Origin of the sequence: Pseudomonas sp. FP2300, assembly GCF_030687595.1 — a bacterium.
Taxonomy (GTDB): domain Bacteria; phylum Pseudomonadota; class Gammaproteobacteria; order Pseudomonadales; family Pseudomonadaceae; genus Aquipseudomonas; species Aquipseudomonas bijieensis.
In genome coordinates, this window is record NZ_CP117440.1 from 1,870,690 (window position 1) to 1,888,012 (window position 17,323).

A 17,323-nucleotide genomic window follows, 5' to 3' on the forward strand; every position below is an offset into this window, starting at 1 on the left:
TTTGTTCTGTTTGAAATTTCGTATCAAATTGCAGCTTTGTGAGAGCAAGGCTTGTGTGGGAGCAAAGCTTGTGGGAGCAAGGCTTGTGTGGGAGCAAAGCTTGTGGGAGCAAGGCTTGCCCGCGATGGCGGTAGACCAGTCAACATCAATGTTGGATGACAGTCTGCTATCGCGGGCAAGCCTTGCTCCCACACCTTTGCTCTCCCGCCCTAGGTCCACAATGCGCACCACCTGATACCGTATTAATTGCGTGAACCACCAGATCAGAGCGAGATTGGATGTGAGCAAGAGAGCCTATAACTTCTGTGCCGGCCCGGCGGCGTTGCCTGAAGCGGTCCTGAAACGTGCCCAGGGTGAACTTCTCGACTGGCATGGCAAGGGCCTGTCCGTCATGGAAATGAGCCATCGCAGCGATGAGTTCGTGTCCATTGCCACCAAGGCCGAGCAGGACCTGCGTGATCTGCTGAACATCCCGTCCAATTACAAGGTGCTGTTCCTGCAAGGCGGCGCCAGCCAGCAGTTCGCCCAGGTTCCGTTGAATCTGCTGCCGGAAAGCGGCAGCGCCGACTACATCGACACCGGTATCTGGTCGCAGAAAGCCATCGAAGAAGCTTCGCGCTACGGTCACGTCAATGTGGCGGCTACCGCCAAGCCCTACGACTACTTCGCGATTCCCGGCCAGAACGAGTGGAAGCTGTCCAAGGACGCGGCCTATGTTCACTACGCGCCGAACGAAACCATCGGTGGCCTGGAATTCAACTGGATCCCGGAAACGGGCGACGTGCCCTTGGTGGCAGACATGTCTTCGGACATCCTCTCGCGCCCTGTGGATATCTCCCGTTTCGGCATGATCTACGCCGGAGCGCAGAAGAACATCGGCCCGAGCGGCATCCTGGTCAGCATCATTCGCGAAGACCTGCTGGGTCGCGCCCGTTCCCTGTGCCCGACCATGCTCAACTACAAGGTCGCGGCCGACAACGGCTCGATGTACAACACGCCGCCGACCCTGGCCTGGTATCTGTCCGGCCTGGTGTTCGAATGGCTGAAAGAGCAGGGCGGTGTCGAAGCCATCGGCAAGCTCAACGAAGTGAAGCAGCGCACGCTATATGACTTCATCGATGCCAGCGGCCTCTACAGCAACCCGATCAACAAGACCGATCGTTCGTGGATGAACGTGCCGTTCCGCCTGGCCGATGACCGTCTGGACAAGCCGTTCCTGGTCGGTGCCGACGAACGTGGCCTGCTGAACCTCAAGGGCCATCGTTCGGTCGGTGGCATGCGCGCTTCCATCTATAACGCCGTCGACATCAACGCCGTCAATGCGCTGATCGCCTACATGGCAGAGTTCGAGAAGGAACATGGCTGATGTCTGAGCAAGAACTCAAGGCGCTGCGCCTGCGCATCGATGCCCTGGACGAAAAGGTCCTGGAGCTGATCAGCGAGCGCGCGCGCTGCGCCCAGGAAGTCGCCCGGGTGAAGATGGCTTCCCTGGCCGAAGGCGAAGTACCAGTGTTCTATCGCCCCGAGCGTGAAGCGCAGGTGCTCAAGCGTGTCATGGAGCGCAACAAGGGGCCGCTGGGCAACGAAGAGATGGCGCGTCTGTTCCGCGAAATCATGTCTTCGTGCCTGGCCCTCGAGCAGCCACTGAAGGTCGCCTACCTGGGCCCGGAAGGCACCTTCACCCAGGCTGCCGCCATGAAACACTTCGGCCACGCCGTGATCAGCAAGCCGATGGCGGCCATCGACGAAGTCTTCCGTGAAGTGGCGGCCGGGGCCGTGAATTTCGGCGTGGTGCCGGTGGAGAACTCCACCGAAGGCGCGGTCAACCACACGCTGGACAGCTTCCTCGAGCATGACATGGTGATCTGCGGCGAAGTCGAGCTGCGTATCCACCACCACCTGTTGGTCGGCGAGAACACCAAGACTGACAGCATCAGCCGGATCTATTCCCACGCCCAGTCGTTGGCCCAGTGCCGCAAGTGGCTGGACGCCCATTACCCGAACGTCGAGCGCGTGGCTGTATCGAGCAACGCCGAAGCGGCCAAGCGGGTCAAGGGCGAGTGGAACTCGGCGGCGATCGCTGGCGACATGGCGGCCGGCCTCTATGGGCTGACTCGCCTGGCCGAGAAAATCGAGGACCGCCCGGACAACTCCACGCGGTTCCTGATGATCGGCAGCCAGGAAGTGCCGCCGACCGGCGACGACAAGACCTCGATCATCGTGTCCATGAGCAACAAGCCCGGCGCGCTCCATGAACTGCTGGTGCCGTTCCATGACAACGGTATCGACCTGACGCGGATCGAGACCCGTCCGTCGCGCAGCGGTAAATGGACCTACGTGTTCTTCATCGATTTTGTCGGCCACCACCGTGATCCACTGGTAAAAGGTGTGCTGGAAAAAATCAGTCAGGAAGCAGTGGCACTCAAGGTGCTGGGTTCCTACCCCAAGGCAGTTCTTTAAGGGCGGATAGCAAATGAGTGGCAACTTCCTCGCTCTGGCTCAGCCAGGCGTGCAACAACTCTCGCCTTACGTTCCGGGCAAACCCGTGGACGAACTGGCTCGCGAGCTGGACCTGGATCCGGCCAGCATCGTCAAGTTGGCGAGCAACGAAAATCCGCTGGGTGCGAGCCCCAAGGCGCTGGCGGCGATCCGCGACGAATTGGCCGAGCTGACCCGCTACCCCGATGGCAATGGGTTTGCATTGAAAAGCCTGCTGGCCGAGCGCTGTGGCGTCGAGCTGAACCAGGTGACACTGGGCAATGGCTCCAACGACATTCTTGAGCTGGTCGCCCGTGCATACCTGGCGCCAGGTCTCAACGCTGTGTTCAGCGAACATGCGTTTGCGGTCTATCCGATTGCCACCCAGGCCGTCGGCGCCGATGCCCATGTGGTTCCGGCCAAGGATTGGGGGCACGATCTGCCGGCCATGCTGGCCGCCATCGACGCCAACACCCGGGTGGTTTTCATTGCCAACCCGAACAATCCGACCGGCACCTGGTTCGATGCCCAGGCCCTGGACGACTTCCTGCAAGACGTGCCCGCGCACGTGCTGGTGGTGCTGGACGAGGCCTACATCGAATACGCCGAAGGCAGTGATTTGCCCGATGGCCTGGATTTCCTCGCGGCCTACCCGAACCTGCTGGTTTCGCGCACGTTCTCCAAAGCCTACGGCCTGGCTTCACTACGGGTTGGCTACGGCTTGTCCACTGCTGTGGTGGCCGATGTGCTGAACCGCGTGCGCCAGCCATTCAACGTCAACAGTTTTGCCTTGGCCGCTGCTTGTGCGGCATTGCAGGATGAGGATTACCTGGCGGAAAGTCGTCGCCTGAACGCGGCCGGTATGCAGCAGTTGGAAGCGGGGTTGCTTGAGCTGGGCTTGGGCTGGATTCCATCCAAAGGCAATTTCATCTGCGTCGACCTGGGGCGTGTCGCCGCACCGGTGTACCAGGGGTTGTTGCGCGAAGGCGTGATCGTGCGTCCGGTGGCCAATTACGGCATGCCGAACCACTTGCGCATCACCATTGGCCTGCCAGCGGAAAACAGCCGTTTCCTCGAGGCGTTGAGCAAGGTCCTGGTTCGTGGTTGATGTCACCTCGCTGCAACCTGCTGCCCCTATGATCGGTCGCCTGGTGGTGGTCGGCCTGGGGTTGATCGGCGGTTCGTTTGCCAAGGGCTTGCGCGAAAGCGGTTTGTGCCGTGAGGTGGTCGGTGTCGACCTGGATCCGCAGTCGCGCAAGCTGGCCGTGGAGTTGGGTGTCGTCGATCGCTGCGAGGATGACCTGACAATTGCTTGCCAGGGCGCGGACGTGATCCAGCTGGCGGTGCCGATCCTGGCCATGGAAAAGCTGCTGGCGCGCCTGGCGACCATGAACCTGGGGCAAGCGATTCTGACCGACGTTGGCAGCGCCAAGGGTAATGTCGTGCGCGCGGCTACCGAGGCTTTCGGCGGAATGCCGGCGCGTTTCGTGCCCGGTCATCCGATTGCCGGTTCCGAGCAGAGCGGAGTGGAAGCCTCCAACGCCGAACTGTTTCGTCGTCACAAAGTGATCCTCACGCCGCTGGACCAGACGGATCCAGCCGCGCTGGCGGTGGTTGACCGTTTGTGGCGCGAACTGGGCGCCGATGTCGAGCACATGCAGGTCGAGCGTCATGATGAAGTGTTGGCCGCTACCAGCCATTTGCCGCACCTGTTGGCGTTCGGCCTGGTGGATTCGTTGGCCAAACGCAATGAAAATCTTGAGATCTTCCGTTACGCTGCCGGCGGTTTCCGCGATTTCACGAGAATCGCTGGAAGCGACCCGGTCATGTGGCACGACATCTTCCTCGCCAACCGCGAAGCTGTCTTGCGCACACTCGATACATTTCGCAGCGATCTCGACGCCTTGCGCGACGCGGTCGATGCAGGGGACGGGCACCAATTGCTGGGCGTTTTCACGCGCGCCAGGGTGGCCCGCGAGCATTTCAGTAAAATCCTGGCCCGTCGGGCCTATGTGGACGCTATGAACTCCAATGATCTGATTTTCCTGGCACAACCTGGTGGCTCCCTGAGTGGGCGTATTCGTGTACCGGGCGATAAATCGATTTCCCACCGTTCGATCATGCTCGGCTCCCTGGCCGAAGGCGTGACCGAGGTGGAAGGCTTCCTCGAGGGCGAAGATGCCCTGGCGACGTTGCAAGCGTTTCGCGATATGGGCGTGGTCATCGAAGGCCCGCACCACGGCCGCGTGACCATCCATGGTGTCGGCCTGCACGGCCTCAAGCCTGCCCCGGGGCCGATCTACCTGGGTAACTCCGGGACCTCGATGCGCCTGTTGTCCGGCCTGCTGGCCGCCCAGGACTTCGACAGTACCCTGACCGGCGACGCCTCGCTGTCCAAGCGCCCGATGAATCGCGTCGCCAACCCGTTGCGGGAAATGGGCGCGGTCATCGAAACTGCTGCCGACGGTCGTCCGCCGATGACCATTCGCGGTGGCAACAAGCTCAAGGGCCTGACCTACACCATGCCGATGGCCAGCGCCCAGGTGAAATCCTGCCTGCTGCTGGCCGGGCTCTATGCCGAAGGCAAGACCACCGTCACCGAGCCGGCTCCGACCCGCGACCACACCGAGCGCATGCTGCGCGGCTTCGGCTATCCAGTCACTGTCGATGGCGCCACGGCGTCCGTCGAGTCTGGCAGCAAGCTGTCCGCGACCCACATCGAAGTGCCGGGCGATATCTCCTCGTCCGCCTTCTTCCTGGTGGCCGCTTCGATTGCCGAAGGCTCCGACCTGGTGCTCGAACACGTCGGCATCAATCCGACCCGTACTGGCGTGATCGACATCCTGCGCCTGATGGGTGCCGACATCACGCTGGAAAATCAGCGTGAAGTCGGCGGCGAGCCAGTAGCGGACTTGCACGTACGAGCAGCTAAACTCAAGGGTATCGAGATTCCCGAGGCGTTGGTCCCACTGGCTATCGACGAATTCCCGGTGCTGTTCGTGGCGGCCGCCTGTGCAGAAGGGCGCACTGTGTTGACTGGCGCCGAAGAGCTGCGGGTCAAGGAATCGGATCGTATCCAGGTGATGGCTGATGGCTTGCTCGCCCTGGGCGTCAAGTGCCAGCCAACGCCGGACGGCATCATCATCGACGGCGGTCAGATCAGCGGCGGCGAAGTCCATGGCCACGGCGATCACCGTATCGCCATGGCCTTCAGTGTTGCGTCTTTGCGCGCCAGTGCGCCGATTCGCATCCATGATTGCGCCAACGTCGCGACGTCGTTCCCGAACTTCCTGGCGCTGTGCGCACAGGTCGGTATCCGAGTAGCGCAAGAGGCACAGTCGTGAACATCAAGGCACCGGTCATCACCATCGATGGCCCAAGCGGTTCGGGCAAGGGCACCGTCGCCGGAATCCTGGCCAGGCAGTTGGGCTGGAACCTGCTCGATTCGGGTGCCTTGTACCGTCTGCTGGCATTCGCCGCCGCCAACCATGGCGTCGACTTGACCAATGAAGAGTTGCTCAAGGCATTGGCGGCTCATCTGGACGTGCAATTCATCGCGGCGACCGACGGTCAGCTCCAGCGCATCATTCTGGAGGGTGACGAAGTCAGCGACGTCATCCGTACCGAAAGCGTGGGCGCCGGGGCCTCCCAGGTCGCCGCGCTGCCGGCGGTGCGCGAAGCCTTGCTGCAACGCCAGCGCGCCTTCCAGGAGCCTCCGGGGCTGGTGGCTGATGGTCGCGACATGGGCACTGTGGTATTTCCCGACGCGCCGCTGAAGATTTTCCTCACCGCCAGTGCGGAGGAGCGGGCGCGTCGCCGATATTTGCAGTTGAAGGGCAAAGGCGAGGATGTTAGTCTGTCGAGTCTGCTAGATGAGATCCGTGCACGCGATGAGCGTGACACCCAGCGCGCAGTGGCCCCGCTCAAACCGGCGGCCGATGCGATACAGCTGGATTCCACGGAGTTGTCCATCGATCAGGTGTTGCAACGCATCATGAGCGAGATCGCCATTCGCGATATCGCCGGGTGACCAGGAAGCTCCGCAGGGGACCAGTCATAGTCCTGCGGTGCTTCTTTTATATGAAACTAACCCACACCGTCTGGGGTGTGGAGGCGGGCGTATTCTTCGCCCTAATCAACAGGAATTAAAATGAGCGAAAGCTTTGCGGAACTCTTTGAAGAAAGCTTGAAAACCCTGAACCTTCAGGCAGGCTCCATCATCACCGGCGTTATCGTTGATATCGATTACCAAGCTCGCTGGGTAACCGTTCACGCTGGTCTGAAGTCTGAAGCACTCATCCCGCTTGAGCAGTTCTACAACGACGCTGGCGAACTGAACATCAATGTTGGTGATGAAGTTCACGTTGCGCTGGACTCGGTTGAAGATGGTTTCGGTGAAACCAAGCTGTCCCGTGAAAAAGCCAAGCGCGCTGAATGCTGGATCGTTCTGGAAGCGGCCTTCGCAGCTGAGGAAGTGGTCAAGGGCGTTATCAACGGTAAGGTTAAAGGCGGCTTCACTGTCGACGTTAACGGCATCCGTGCGTTCCTGCCAGGTTCCCTGGTTGACGTCCGTCCAGTGCGCGACACCACGCACCTGGAAGGCAAAGAGCTGGAATTCAAGGTCATCAAGCTGGACCAGAAGCGCAACAACGTTGTCGTTTCCCGTCGCAGTGTCCTGGAAGCCGAGAACTCCGCCGAGCGTGAAGCTCTGCTGGAATCGCTGCAGGAAGGCCAGCAGGTCAAGGGTATCGTCAAGAACCTCACCGATTACGGCGCATTCGTCGATCTGGGTGGCGTCGATGGCCTGCTGCACATCACCGACATGGCCTGGAAGCGTATCAAGCATCCTTCGGAAATCGTCAACGTTGGCGACGAGATCGATGTCAAGGTTCTGAAGTACGATCGCGAGCGCAATCGTGTTTCCCTGGGCCTGAAGCAACTGGGCGAAGACCCATGGGTTGCTATCAAAGCCCGTTACCCAGAAGGCACCCGCGTCACCGCTCGTGTTACCAACCTGACCGACTACGGCTGCTTCGCTGAGCTGGAAGAAGGCGTTGAAGGCCTGGTACACGTTTCCGAAATGGACTGGACCAACAAGAACATCCACCCTTCGAAAGTCGTACAAGTCGGCGACGAAGTGGAAGTCATGGTTCTGGACATCGACGAAGAGCGTCGTCGTATCTCCCTCGGCATCAAGCAGTGCAAGTCCAACCCATGGGAAGACTTCTCTGGCCAGTTCAACAAGGGCGATAAAATCTCCGGCACCATCAAGTCGATCACCGATTTCGGTATCTTCATTGGTCTGGACGGCGGCATCGACGGCCTGGTTCACCTGTCCGACATCTCCTGGAACGAAGTGGGCGAAGAAGCCGTACGTCGTTTCAAGAAGGGCGACGAGCTGGACACCGTTATCCTGTCGGTTGACCCAGAGCGCGAGCGCATCTCCCTGGGTATCAAGCAACTGGAAAGCGATCCGTTCTCCGAGTACGTTCAAGAGAACGACAAAGGCGCAATCGTTAAGGGCATCGTGAAAGAAGTTGACGCCAAAGGCGCCATCATCACCCTGGCCGACGATATCGAAGCGACTCTGAAAGCCTCCGAAATCAGCCGTGACCGCGTTGAAGACGCGCGCAACGTGCTGAAAGAAGGCGAAGAAGTAGAAGCCAAGATCATCAGCGTTGACCGCAAGAGCCGCGTAATCCAGCTCTCCATCAAGTCGAAAGACGATGCTGAAGAGAAAGAAGCAATCCAGAGCCTGCGCGACAAGCCAGCTGCTGACATTGCTGCTGGTCCTACCACTCTGGGCGACCTGTTGCGTGCACAAATGGAAAAACAGAACTGAGTTCTGTCAGGCCATAGAAAAAGGGCGACTTCGGTCGCCCTTTTTTGTGGGCGCAATATCTACAAGCGCTCTGCTCCCTATAAGCCGTTGTCGATGGTGGAGTTCATTCGGGGCGTTGCGAAACCAACCTTGCAACCAAGGTGTCTCTTTTATGAAGCAGATCATTAATCCAATCAGGGCCAGGCTCTGATTTGTATAAATGATCGATCCGGGTCTCTGTCTAAAGGAACTGAATGAACAGGCTCTTTTTGGTGTTGGGTGTCTTGGTATTGGCGGGTTGCTCTACGAGCGCCAAGACTCATGCAGTGCGTGGAGTCAGCGGTATCGAGGTCGACTGTTCAGGATTGGGCTCTGGCTGGGAGAAGTGCCATAAGAGGGCTGCAAGGGAGTGCAAGGGTGCTGGCTACAAGGTCATTACCCGATCAGACGATGCCAAGGATGATGATCAGTACCCTTTTGGTTTCAATCCCGCTGGCTATCTGACTCGCACGATGCTGGTCATCTGTCGATAGCTTGAGAAAATCTCCCTATCTGCATGGAAAGAGGCGACAAGGGAGCAAAGAAGAATGTCAATACTTGGGCTGTTCAAATCCCTCCGGTCATGCTAAAACCTTTTCAAGCGATTTTCCTAGCTGCTTGAAAAAGAAGGGAAAAATATGACGAAGTCGGAGTTGATCGAACGAATTGTCACCCATCAAGGGCTACTCTCATCCAAGGATGTGGAGCTGGCCATCAAGACCATGCTTGAACAAATGTCCCAGTGCCTGGCGACGGGGGATCGTATTGAAATCCGTGGTTTTGGCAGCTTTTCCCTGCATTACCGAGCCCCGCGGGTAGGTCGTAATCCGAAGACCGGCCAGTCTGTCAGTCTTGACGGAAAGTTTGTTCCTCATTTCAAACCTGGTAAGGAGCTTAGGGATCGTGTGAATGAGGAGGAGGGGGATGAGCTCTGACGGAGCGCTAAAACAAAGGAATTCTCATGCGGAACTTTAAACGTCTAGCCCTTGTCGTACTTGCGCTGCTCGTGGCCTCGGCTATCGTCCTGTTCGTGCTTGAAAACAACCAGCCTGTCGCACTCCTGTTTCTGGGTTGGTCAGCTCCGCAGCTTCCTGTCTCGGTTTTCGTGATCCTGGCGCTTCTCGCTGGTATGATGATCGGGCCGTCGCTTGCGTGGTTCGTGAGAGTGCGAAGACGACCGAAATAATGGATGTGTGGGCCCAGTAGTCTTGGTGTAAGGATCACGGCCAATAATTTTTTCTGACTTTGGGTGCGTTTTGTTCAAATTTAACTTGATTCAGTTTATCGCTGTGCCCGTCTTGCCTTTTAGAGAGTTGGATGTGTCTGCAGACGCAATGCCAAAAAAAGGAGGCGGGGTCGCCCATGCCAAATAATCGTATTGAAACCCAGGGTGTCAATGAGATCGATCTGATTGCACTTGCGCGCGGGCTATGGGGACAAAAGTGGTTGATCCTTACGGTTACCTTGTTGGTTACCGCAGGGGCAGCTACTTACGCATACCTCAGCAAACCGGTTTATCAAGCCCAGCTTTTTATCATGCCTCCTACCCAGAACGGTATTGCCGAGTTGAACTATGGCCGGGGGAAAAGCACCGAGCTGGATCCTTATTCCATCAAGCATGTCTATGACGTATTTGCCAGGAATCTACAGGGCGAGTCTCTTCGTCAGACATTCTTCAATGAGGTTTATCTTCCTTCACTCGATGAGTCCCAGCGAAAGGGTGCGCTCGACCGTTTGTATGAGCGTTTCTCTCGAGAGCTGGTGATAAGGGGGCCTGGTAAAGATACGCCTGATCGTTATTCGGTAACGGTCCAGGGGGGAGATCCCGTTCGGGCTACGGAGTGGGCGAAAGCTTATGTGGCGCGCGCCAGTGAAGCGGCTGAGTCAGAGCTGATCAAGAACGTTACGGCTGAGGCTGCGGTAAGAGCGCGTAATTTGGAGCAGCGCATTGTCGGGTTGCGCGAGACAGCGCAGCGAATACGTGAGGATCGGATTCAGCAGTTGCGCGAAGCATTGAAGATCGCGGAAGCAATTGGTCTCACCGGCCCGAGTATAAACTCCACGGCGGCTGTTGATATAACCGTGGAAACCGGTAACAAGATGGACTACCAACGAGGCAGCAAAGCGTTGGCTGCGGAGGTGAAAGCGCTGGAATCAAGAGTTTCTGATGATGCCTTCATATCGGATTTGCGTTCACTCCAAATGCGATACAACTTTTACCGTAAATTGAATATTGATCCGGAAAGCATTTCGGTTTATCGACAAGACGGTAGCGTTGAGGTGCCGCAAAGCCCAATCAAGCCAAGAAAGGCTTTGATTTTGCTGCTGGGTATTATTGCTGGCGGGTTGTTGGGTGGTTTTATAGCGTTGATTCGATTTGCGGTTGTTCGGAGTAAGGAGCAGCAGGTTCAGGATTGAGATGGTTGATTTCTCAATTCTAAAATGTTTCCGCAGCGCTTATAGAAGGCGCCTCCAAATGATTACTTAAGCCCGTCTTTGTGAGGATTATCTTCGTGAAGTCGGGTTTTTTGCTGGTATGAAAAATGAATTGGAAGTTGGAACTCCGATCTTGGGCAGGGCGGAAGGTTGGGGCCGAAATATGATGCAGTAGTAGGTGTGCCGAAGCTCCGCCTGTTGTATTCATCGAGCCCGCCAGATTGGGGGGGTTAGATGTCGTAATGATGGCAAAAAAGCAAGCTAGCTAACGGAAGCAAACCCTGAAATAGCTTGCCAGAGATCAGTAAAGTGCAATCCAAGAAAGCCATTTTGCTACACAACAGGCATAATGGCGGTTTGCGAGGGGACGGGATGACCCTGCCGCTCAGCGGTCGCCATCTATGAGTTCTGTGGTGTCTTAAGGCAGAGCATGGTGAGACATCTGTGAGGCGGCGGTAGGGGCCGGATCGTGCTGTCCCTCAATGGGTTTTTGGCCTGGCGATAGAAAAGCTGAGATGCGCCCAGTACCGGTCCGTCGGGCTGAGATGCAGGTTTACCGGGTTTGCAATAGTAGGGGTCAGGCAGATTCAGGCCTGGTTCATAGCGCTGATGAATTAGATAATTTTGACAAGTTAAATGGAGAGTTGGATGTCGAGCATAAAGCAGGCGAGCGTCGCCAAATTTAAAGCAAAAGAGGCCGTCATCGGTATTGTCGGTCTTGGATACGTCGGCCTGCCTTTGATGCTGCGTTATAATGCGATTGGGTTTAAAGTCATTGGTCTCGATATCGATAGTTCGAAAGTTGAACTGCTAAATTCGGGAAAAAGTTACATTGAACATATTCCCGGTGAGAAAATCGAAGTCGCTTGCCGAAGTGGGTTTGAAGCCACTACCGATTTTACCCGTGTACCTGAATGTGATGCGCTGATTCTCTGTGTACCAACACCGCTTAATAAATATCGCGAACCCGATATGAGCTTCGTGATAAACACGACTGATGCGATAAAACCCTATCTAAGGGAGGGTCAGGTAGTTTCTCTTGAAAGTACGACTTACCCGGGTACCACAGAAGAAGAGCTGCTGCCACGTGTCCAGGAGAAAGGATTGCGCGTTGGTGAGAACATTTTCCTGGTTTACTCTCCTGAGCGCGAAGATCCGGGCAATCCGAACTTTGAAACCCGTACCATTCCAAAGGTAATCGGTGGGCACACGCCTGCGTGCCTCGAGGTCGGTGTCGCTCTCTATGAGCACGCGATTGACCAGGTTGTACAGGTCAGCTCTACCAAAGCAGCTGAAATGACCAAACTGCTGGAAAATATCCACCGCGCGGTCAATATCGGCTTGGTGAATGAGATGAAGGTGGTCGCTGACCGCATGGGCATCGATATTTTTGAAGTGGTCGACGCCGCTGCGACCAAGCCCTTCGGCTTTACTGCCTACTATCCGGGCCCTGGTCTAGGCGGTCACTGCATTCCAATCGACCCGTTCTACCTGACTTGGAAAGCCCGTGAGTATGGTTTGCATACACGCTTTATCGAACTTTCAGGTGAAGTCAACCAGGCCATGCCGGAGTACGTTCTGAACAAGTTGATGGACGGCTTGAATGAGCGCGGTAAGCCTTTGAAAGGCAGCAAAATTCTGGTACTTGGTATCGCCTACAAGAAAAACGTAGATGATATGCGTGAGTCGCCTTCGGTTGAAATCATGGAACTGATCGAGGCCAAAGGAGGCGTCGTCGGCTACTCCGACCCGCACGTCTTGAAATTTCCGAAGATGCGCGAGCACCACTTTGACCTTTCCAGTGAGCCTCTGACCGCTGAAGTCCTAAAAGCTTATGATGCAGTCATCCTGGCCACCGACCACGATAAGTTCGACTATGAGCTTATCAGTCAACATGCTCAACTGATCATCGATAGTCGTGGTAAATATCGCGCCCCTCAATCGAATATTATCAAAGCTTGATGACAGGAGAGTTCTGGATGAAACGTTTTGCTCTAATCGGTGCTGCCGGTTATATCGCCCCCCGCCATATGCGTGCCATCAAGGATACCGGTAATACATTGGTGTCTGCTTATGACATCAATGATTCGGTAGGGATCATCGACAGCATTTCACCGCAAAGCGAATTCTTTACCGAGTTCGAGTTCTTCCTTGATCACGCCCACAGCCTCAAGCGCGACCCAGCGACCGCCTTGGATTACGTGTCGATTTGCTCGCCCAACTACCTGCACCACCCGCAAATCGCCGCCGGCCTGCGATTGGGCTGTGATGTGATCTGCGAAAAACCGCTGGTGCCGACCCCGCAGCAGTTGGACCAGTTGGCCCTGATCGAGCGGGAAACCGGCAAGCGCCTGTTCAACATCCTGCAACTGCGCCATCACCAGGCAATCATTGCCTTGAAGGACAAGGTTGCTCGCGAGAACAACCCGCACAAGTACGAAGTCGACCTGACGTACATCACTTCACGCGGCAAGTGGTACCTGCAAAGCTGGAAAGGTGACCCACGCAAGTCGTTCGGCGTAGCCACCAACATCGGCGTGCACTTCTACGACATGCTGCATTTCATCTTCGGCAAGCTGCAGCGTAACGTTGTGCACTTCACTTCCGAACACAAGGCGGCCGGTTACCTGGAGTACGAGAAAGCACGCGTACGCTGGTTCCTGTCGGTAGACGCCAATGACCTGCCGGAATCGGTGAAGGGCAAGAAGCCGACTTACCGTTCGATTACCGTCAACGGTGAGGAAATGGAGTTCTCCGAAGGCTTCACTGACCTGCACACCACCAGCTACGAGGAAATCCTGGCTGGTCGTGGCTATGGCATCGAGGATGCTCGCCACTGCGTGGAGACGGTCAATACCATTCGCAGTGCGGCCATCGTCGTGGCAGCGGACAACGAAGCGCATCCGTTCGTCCAAGCCCTTTCTCGCTGACCGGCGAGACAACACGGGTGGTTTTGCGCCACTCGTTTTCAAGTTCCCCAAGCAGGATCGCGAGCCAGCGTGTCGAACGATAATTTCAACAAGCCAAACGAAGCGGGTGCGATGCGCCACGCGCTCAGTATTCGTTTCGATGTTCAGGGCTTGCGTGCAATCGCGGTGCTGGCGGTCATGCTTTATCACACCAATAGTGGCTGGCTGAAAGCCGGCTATGTTGGCGTCGACATCTTTTTTGTCATCTCTGGCTTCATCATAACGGCATTGTTGACCGAGCGAAGCGACAAGGTCGATCTCGTTTCATTCTATGCCAGCCGCATCAAGCGCATTCTGCCGGCGTATTTCGTCATGCTGGTGGTGGTGTGCGCACTGTCCGCGCTTCTGTTTCTGCCTGATGACTTTGCATTTTTCCTCGACAGCTTGAAGTCCTCGGCGCTGTTTACCAGCAACCAGTACTTCTCTGGCTTCGGCAGTTATTTCGCGCCGCGGGCTGATGAGTTGCCGCTTCTGCATACGTGGTCCTTGGCCATCGAGATGCAGTTCTATCTGTTCTTCCCAGTGCTGGTCATTTGCTTGCCAAAGCAATGGCGTCTCATGGCGTTTGTCTTGCTAGCCGCCAGTCTGTTTGCCTGGAGCGGCTACCGTGGACTGGGCGAATCGCAAGATGGGATGTACTTTGCCCTGTCGGCACGGATTCCCGAGTTCATGGTCGGTGCCATCGTTGCCTTGCTGATGCGCCAGCGCGAGCTACCCATGTTACTTGCAAGCGTGTTCGGTGGGCTGGGCGCAATCTTGCTGGCTTGGGCGGTGCTGGCTATCGATAAGCAACACTTCCCAGGCTTCTGGTCCATCCTGCCTTGTGTCGCTGCAGGGCTGCTCATCGCCGCCCGGCGGGGTCCGGTCAGCGCGTTGCTGGCCACTCGGCCGATGGTCTGGATCGGCGGCATTTCCTATTCGTTGTACCTGTGGCATTGGCCGGTGCTGGCGTTCATTCGCTATTACACGGGGCAGTACGAGCTGACGGCTGCATGGTTACCGATTTTCGTGGCCAGCTCTGTACTGCTGGCATGGCTTTCCTATCGCTTGGTCGAAACACCCGCCAGAAACGCTTCCGGCATGATGCGCCAGGTGCCCAAGTGGGCTGTAGCCGGTGCTGTGGTCGTGCTGGTGGTGTGGGGTGGGCAACGTGTCAACGCCTCGCTGGTCGCTCCGTTGCCTGTGGGACTCACTCGTTATGCTGCTCCAGAGCTTATCTGCCATGGCACCCAAGTGGGCGCGTGCAAGCGCGGCAAGGCGGATGCCGAAGTGTCCGTCCTGGTAATTGGCGATAGCCATGCTGCTCAATTGAACTACTTCTTCGACCAGGTGGGCGAAGAGCAGGGCGTTGCTTACCGTGTGCTCACTGCCAGCAGTTGCGTGCCTATCCCCGGCTTCGACTTTGAACGCCTCCCAGCCTGGGCGCAAAAACCTTGCCGCGCGCAGATCGAGGCCGTGGCTCGTGAGTTGCCGAAGGTGGAGCGGGTGATCATCGCAGGCATGTGGCAGTACCAGATGCAGAGCCAAGTATTCGCCAAGGCGTTTGCTGAGTTTCTCGTCGATACTGCAGGAGCCCATAAACACATCGTGGTGCTTGCTCAAATACCAATGTTTGAAACAGACGTACAGCGGGTAAGGCGCTTTACCGAGATTGGCCTGCCGGCGCCATTGACATTCAATCGCGAGTGGCGGGTTGCCAATCAGCAAGTTCGGGCCATTGTCGAACGCACGCCTGGCGCGCGTTTCCTGGACTTTTCCGATAGCAGCTTCTTTGCCGCTGCGCCTTATCAGCAAGGCTTGCTCATCTACCGTGACAGCCACCACCTCAACGAGGTAGGTGCAAGTCGTTATGGGCACTATGCTGCCGAGCAACTGCAGCGTGCTTTCGATCAACCTCAGTCCAATGTGAGTCTGAAGCCATGAATTACTATCAGCACCCAAGCGCGATCGTCGATGAGGGCGCGCAGATCGGTGAAAACTCCCGTGTCTGGCACTTTGTCCATGTTTGCGGGGGCGCCCGCATCGGTGTCGGCGTTTCGCTCGGTCAGAATGTGTTTGTGGGCAACAAGGTCGTGATCGGCGACCGCTGCAAAGTCCAGAACAATGTGTCGGTCTACGACAATGTCACGCTGGAAGAGGGCGTGTTCTGTGGCCCCAGCATGGTCTTCACCAATGTCTATAACCCGCGTTCGCTGATCGAGCGCAAGGACCAGTATCTCGATACGCTGGTGAAAAAGGGCGCAACGCTTGGCGCCAATTGCACCATCGTCTGCGGCGTCACCATTGGTGAATATGCCTTCGTCGGTGCCGGCGCGGTCATCAACAAGGATGTACCGGCCTACGCATTGATGGTGGGTGTGCCCGCACGGCAGATTGGCTGGATGAGCGAATTTGGCGAGCAATTGCAGTTGAACGAGCAGGGCGAGGCCTTCTGCTCGCATACGGGGGCACGCTACGTGCTGAACGGAAAACTTTTGAACAAGACGGATGCCTGAGCATGATTGAATTCATTGACCTGAAAAGCCAGCAAGCACGTATCAAGGACAAGATCGATGCGGGCATCCAGCGTGTCTTGAGTCACGGCCAGTACATTCTTGGGCCAGAGGTGCAGGAGCTGGAGGAGCGCCTGGCCGCCTTTGCCGGCGCCAAGTTCTGCATCAGTTGCGCCAACGGCACCGATGCTCTGCAGATCGTGCAGATGGCCTTGGGCATTGGCCCTGGCGACGAGGTGATCACTCCGGGCTTCACCTATATAGCCACTGCCGAAACAGTTGCGTTGCTGGGTGCCAAGCCTGTCTACGTAGACATCGACCCACGTACCTACAACCTTGATCCACAATTGTTGGAGGCGGCGATTACTCCGCGCACAAAGGCGATCATCCCGGTCTCGCTGTATGGCCAGTGTGCTGATTACGATGCGATCAACGCCATTGCGGCCAAACATGGTATCCCAGTGATCGAGGACGCAGCGCAGAGCTTTGGTGCTTCGTACAAAGGCAAACGCTCATGCAACCTTACGACCGTTTCCTGCACCAGCTTCTTCCCAAGCAAGCCGTTGGGTTGCTATGGCGATGGCGGTGCGATCTTTACCAATGACGAAGCGCTGGCTACTGTCATTCGCCAAATTGCCCGGCACGGCCAGGATCGCCGTTATCACCATATCCGGGTTGGGGTGAACAGCCGACTGGATACCCTGCAAGCGGCCATTCTGTTGCCCAAGCTTGAAATCTTCGAAGAGGAGATTGCGCTGCGTCAGCAAGTGGCTAGATGGTATGACGTTGCGCTGAGTTCGGCAGGAGTAAATAGCATTCCCTACGTAGCTGAACAGAATGTGAGTGCCTACGCTCAATACACGATACGCGTTCAAGATCGCGACACTGTTCAGGAAAAGTTGAAAGCAGCAGGGATCCCAACTGCTGTTCATTATCCAATTCCGCTTAACAAACAACCCGCAGTAGCCGATTCTTTGGTGTCCCTGCCGGTTGGTGATGAAGTCGCAATGCAAGTGATGAGCCTGCCGATGCATCCTTACTTGGATGAAGCGTCTGTAAGGAAAATTGCTGAGGCTCTTGCGGAATAA

General features: G+C 56.7%; 15 protein-coding genes. All 15 read left to right on the forward strand.

The features are described from left to right. Positions 1 to 280: 280 nt before the first annotated feature. Positions 281 to 1,366, forward strand: coding sequence for a 3-phosphoserine/phosphohydroxythreonine transaminase (gene serC / locus PSH86_RS08260; protein WP_109751397.1), 1,086 nt, complete (start codon positions 281 to 283; stop codon positions 1,364 to 1,366). Beyond that, entirely contained in the window at positions 1,366 to 2,460 is a 1,095-nt protein-coding gene (gene pheA, locus PSH86_RS08265; protein ID WP_003199233.1) for a prephenate dehydratase, read from the forward strand. Before serC ends, pheA begins: the two co-directional genes overlap by 1 nt. A 13-nt stretch (positions 2,461 to 2,473) precedes the next feature. Further along, entirely contained in the window at positions 2,474 to 3,586 is a 1,113-nt protein-coding gene (gene hisC / locus PSH86_RS08270) for a histidinol-phosphate transaminase (RefSeq protein ID WP_305489149.1), read from the forward strand. A gap of 28 nt (positions 3,587 to 3,614) precedes the next feature. Continuing rightward, the gene (locus PSH86_RS08275; protein ID WP_305490346.1) at positions 3,615 to 5,822 is read left to right on the forward strand and encodes a bifunctional prephenate dehydrogenase/3-phosphoshikimate 1-carboxyvinyltransferase; all 2,208 of its coding nucleotides are present in this window, start codon (positions 3,615 to 3,617) and stop codon (positions 5,820 to 5,822) included. Continuing rightward, positions 5,819 to 6,508, forward strand: a complete 690-nt coding sequence (gene cmk / locus PSH86_RS08280) for a (d)CMP kinase (RefSeq protein ID WP_014337227.1) — start codon at positions 5,819 to 5,821, stop codon at positions 6,506 to 6,508. Before PSH86_RS08275 ends, cmk begins: the two co-directional genes overlap by 4 nt. 120 nt (positions 6,509 to 6,628) lie before the next feature. Beyond that, positions 6,629 to 8,320: a 30S ribosomal protein S1 gene (gene rpsA / locus PSH86_RS08285; protein WP_053120388.1), complete on the forward strand. Its 1,692-nt coding sequence runs from the start codon at positions 6,629 to 6,631 to the stop codon at positions 8,318 to 8,320. A gap of 233 nt (positions 8,321 to 8,553) precedes the next feature. Further along, entirely contained in the window at positions 8,554 to 8,832 is a 279-nt protein-coding gene (locus PSH86_RS08290) for a hypothetical protein (RefSeq protein ID WP_163854819.1), read from the forward strand. Positions 8,833 to 8,976: 144 nt separating this feature from the next. Continuing rightward, on the forward strand, positions 8,977 to 9,273 hold the full coding sequence (gene ihfB / locus PSH86_RS08295; protein WP_003199243.1) for an integration host factor subunit beta: 297 nt from the start codon (positions 8,977 to 8,979) through the stop codon (positions 9,271 to 9,273). A 26-nt stretch (positions 9,274 to 9,299) separates the two neighbouring features. Next, positions 9,300 to 9,524 carry a lipopolysaccharide assembly protein LapA domain-containing protein gene (locus PSH86_RS08300; RefSeq protein ID WP_305489151.1) on the forward strand — a complete coding sequence of 75 codons (225 nt, stop codon included), beginning with the start codon at positions 9,300 to 9,302 and terminating at the stop codon, positions 9,522 to 9,524. 176 nt (positions 9,525 to 9,700) lie between these two features. Then, positions 9,701 to 10,756 (forward strand): LPS O-antigen chain length determinant protein WzzB, encoded by a 1,056-nt coding sequence (locus PSH86_RS08305; protein ID WP_305489154.1) that lies wholly within the window; start codon positions 9,701 to 9,703, stop codon positions 10,754 to 10,756. A gap of 666 nt (positions 10,757 to 11,422) precedes the next feature. Beyond that, complete coding sequence (gene wbpA / locus PSH86_RS08310; RefSeq protein ID WP_305489156.1) at positions 11,423 to 12,736, forward strand: UDP-N-acetyl-D-glucosamine 6-dehydrogenase; 1,314 nt, start codon at positions 11,423 to 11,425, stop codon at positions 12,734 to 12,736. A 17-nt stretch (positions 12,737 to 12,753) separates the two neighbouring features. After that, entirely contained in the window at positions 12,754 to 13,704 is a 951-nt protein-coding gene (gene wbpB / locus PSH86_RS08315) for a UDP-N-acetyl-2-amino-2-deoxy-D-glucuronate oxidase (protein WP_305489157.1), read from the forward strand. Between the two features lie 111 nt (positions 13,705 to 13,815). Next, positions 13,816 to 15,666, forward strand: coding sequence for an acyltransferase family protein (locus PSH86_RS08320; protein ID WP_305490347.1), 1,851 nt, complete (start codon positions 13,816 to 13,818; stop codon positions 15,664 to 15,666). Then, positions 15,663 to 16,238: a UDP-2-acetamido-3-amino-2,3-dideoxy-D-glucuronate N-acetyltransferase gene (gene wbpD, locus PSH86_RS08325; protein ID WP_025569685.1), complete on the forward strand. Its 576-nt coding sequence runs from the start codon at positions 15,663 to 15,665 to the stop codon at positions 16,236 to 16,238. Before PSH86_RS08320 ends, wbpD begins: the two co-directional genes overlap by 4 nt. 2 nt (positions 16,239 to 16,240) lie before the next feature. Beyond that, the gene (locus PSH86_RS08330; protein WP_305489160.1) at positions 16,241 to 17,323 is read left to right on the forward strand and encodes a DegT/DnrJ/EryC1/StrS aminotransferase family protein; all 1,083 of its coding nucleotides are present in this window, start codon (positions 16,241 to 16,243) and stop codon (positions 17,321 to 17,323) included.

Excerpts from the sequence above, each read along its gene's own strand:
- pheA (WP_003199233.1), top strand. The coding sequence starts at position 1,366 with ATGTCTGAGCAAGAACTCAAGGCGCTGCGCCTGCGCATCGATGCCCTG.
- hisC (WP_305489149.1), top strand. The coding sequence starts at position 2,474 with ATGAGTGGCAACTTCCTCGCTCTGGCTCAGCCAGGCGTGCAACAACTC.
- PSH86_RS08275 (WP_305490346.1), top strand. The coding sequence starts at position 3,615 with ATGATCGGTCGCCTGGTGGTGGTCGGCCTGGGGTTGATCGGCGGTTCG.
- rpsA (WP_053120388.1), top strand. The coding sequence starts at position 6,629 with ATGAGCGAAAGCTTTGCGGAACTCTTTGAAGAAAGCTTGAAAACCCTG.
- PSH86_RS08290 (WP_163854819.1), top strand. The coding sequence starts at position 8,554 with ATGAACAGGCTCTTTTTGGTGTTGGGTGTCTTGGTATTGGCGGGTTGC.
- ihfB (WP_003199243.1), top strand. The coding sequence starts at position 8,977 with ATGACGAAGTCGGAGTTGATCGAACGAATTGTCACCCATCAAGGGCTA.
- PSH86_RS08300 (WP_305489151.1), top strand. The coding sequence starts at position 9,300 with ATGCGGAACTTTAAACGTCTAGCCCTTGTCGTACTTGCGCTGCTCGTG.
- PSH86_RS08305 (WP_305489154.1), top strand. The coding sequence starts at position 9,701 with ATGCCAAATAATCGTATTGAAACCCAGGGTGTCAATGAGATCGATCTG.
- wbpA (WP_305489156.1), top strand. The coding sequence starts at position 11,423 with ATGTCGAGCATAAAGCAGGCGAGCGTCGCCAAATTTAAAGCAAAAGAG.
- wbpB (WP_305489157.1), top strand. The coding sequence starts at position 12,754 with ATGAAACGTTTTGCTCTAATCGGTGCTGCCGGTTATATCGCCCCCCGC.
- PSH86_RS08320 (WP_305490347.1), top strand. The coding sequence starts at position 13,816 with ATGCGCCACGCGCTCAGTATTCGTTTCGATGTTCAGGGCTTGCGTGCA.
- wbpD (WP_025569685.1), top strand. The coding sequence starts at position 15,663 with ATGAATTACTATCAGCACCCAAGCGCGATCGTCGATGAGGGCGCGCAG.
- PSH86_RS08330 (WP_305489160.1), top strand. The coding sequence starts at position 16,241 with ATGATTGAATTCATTGACCTGAAAAGCCAGCAAGCACGTATCAAGGAC.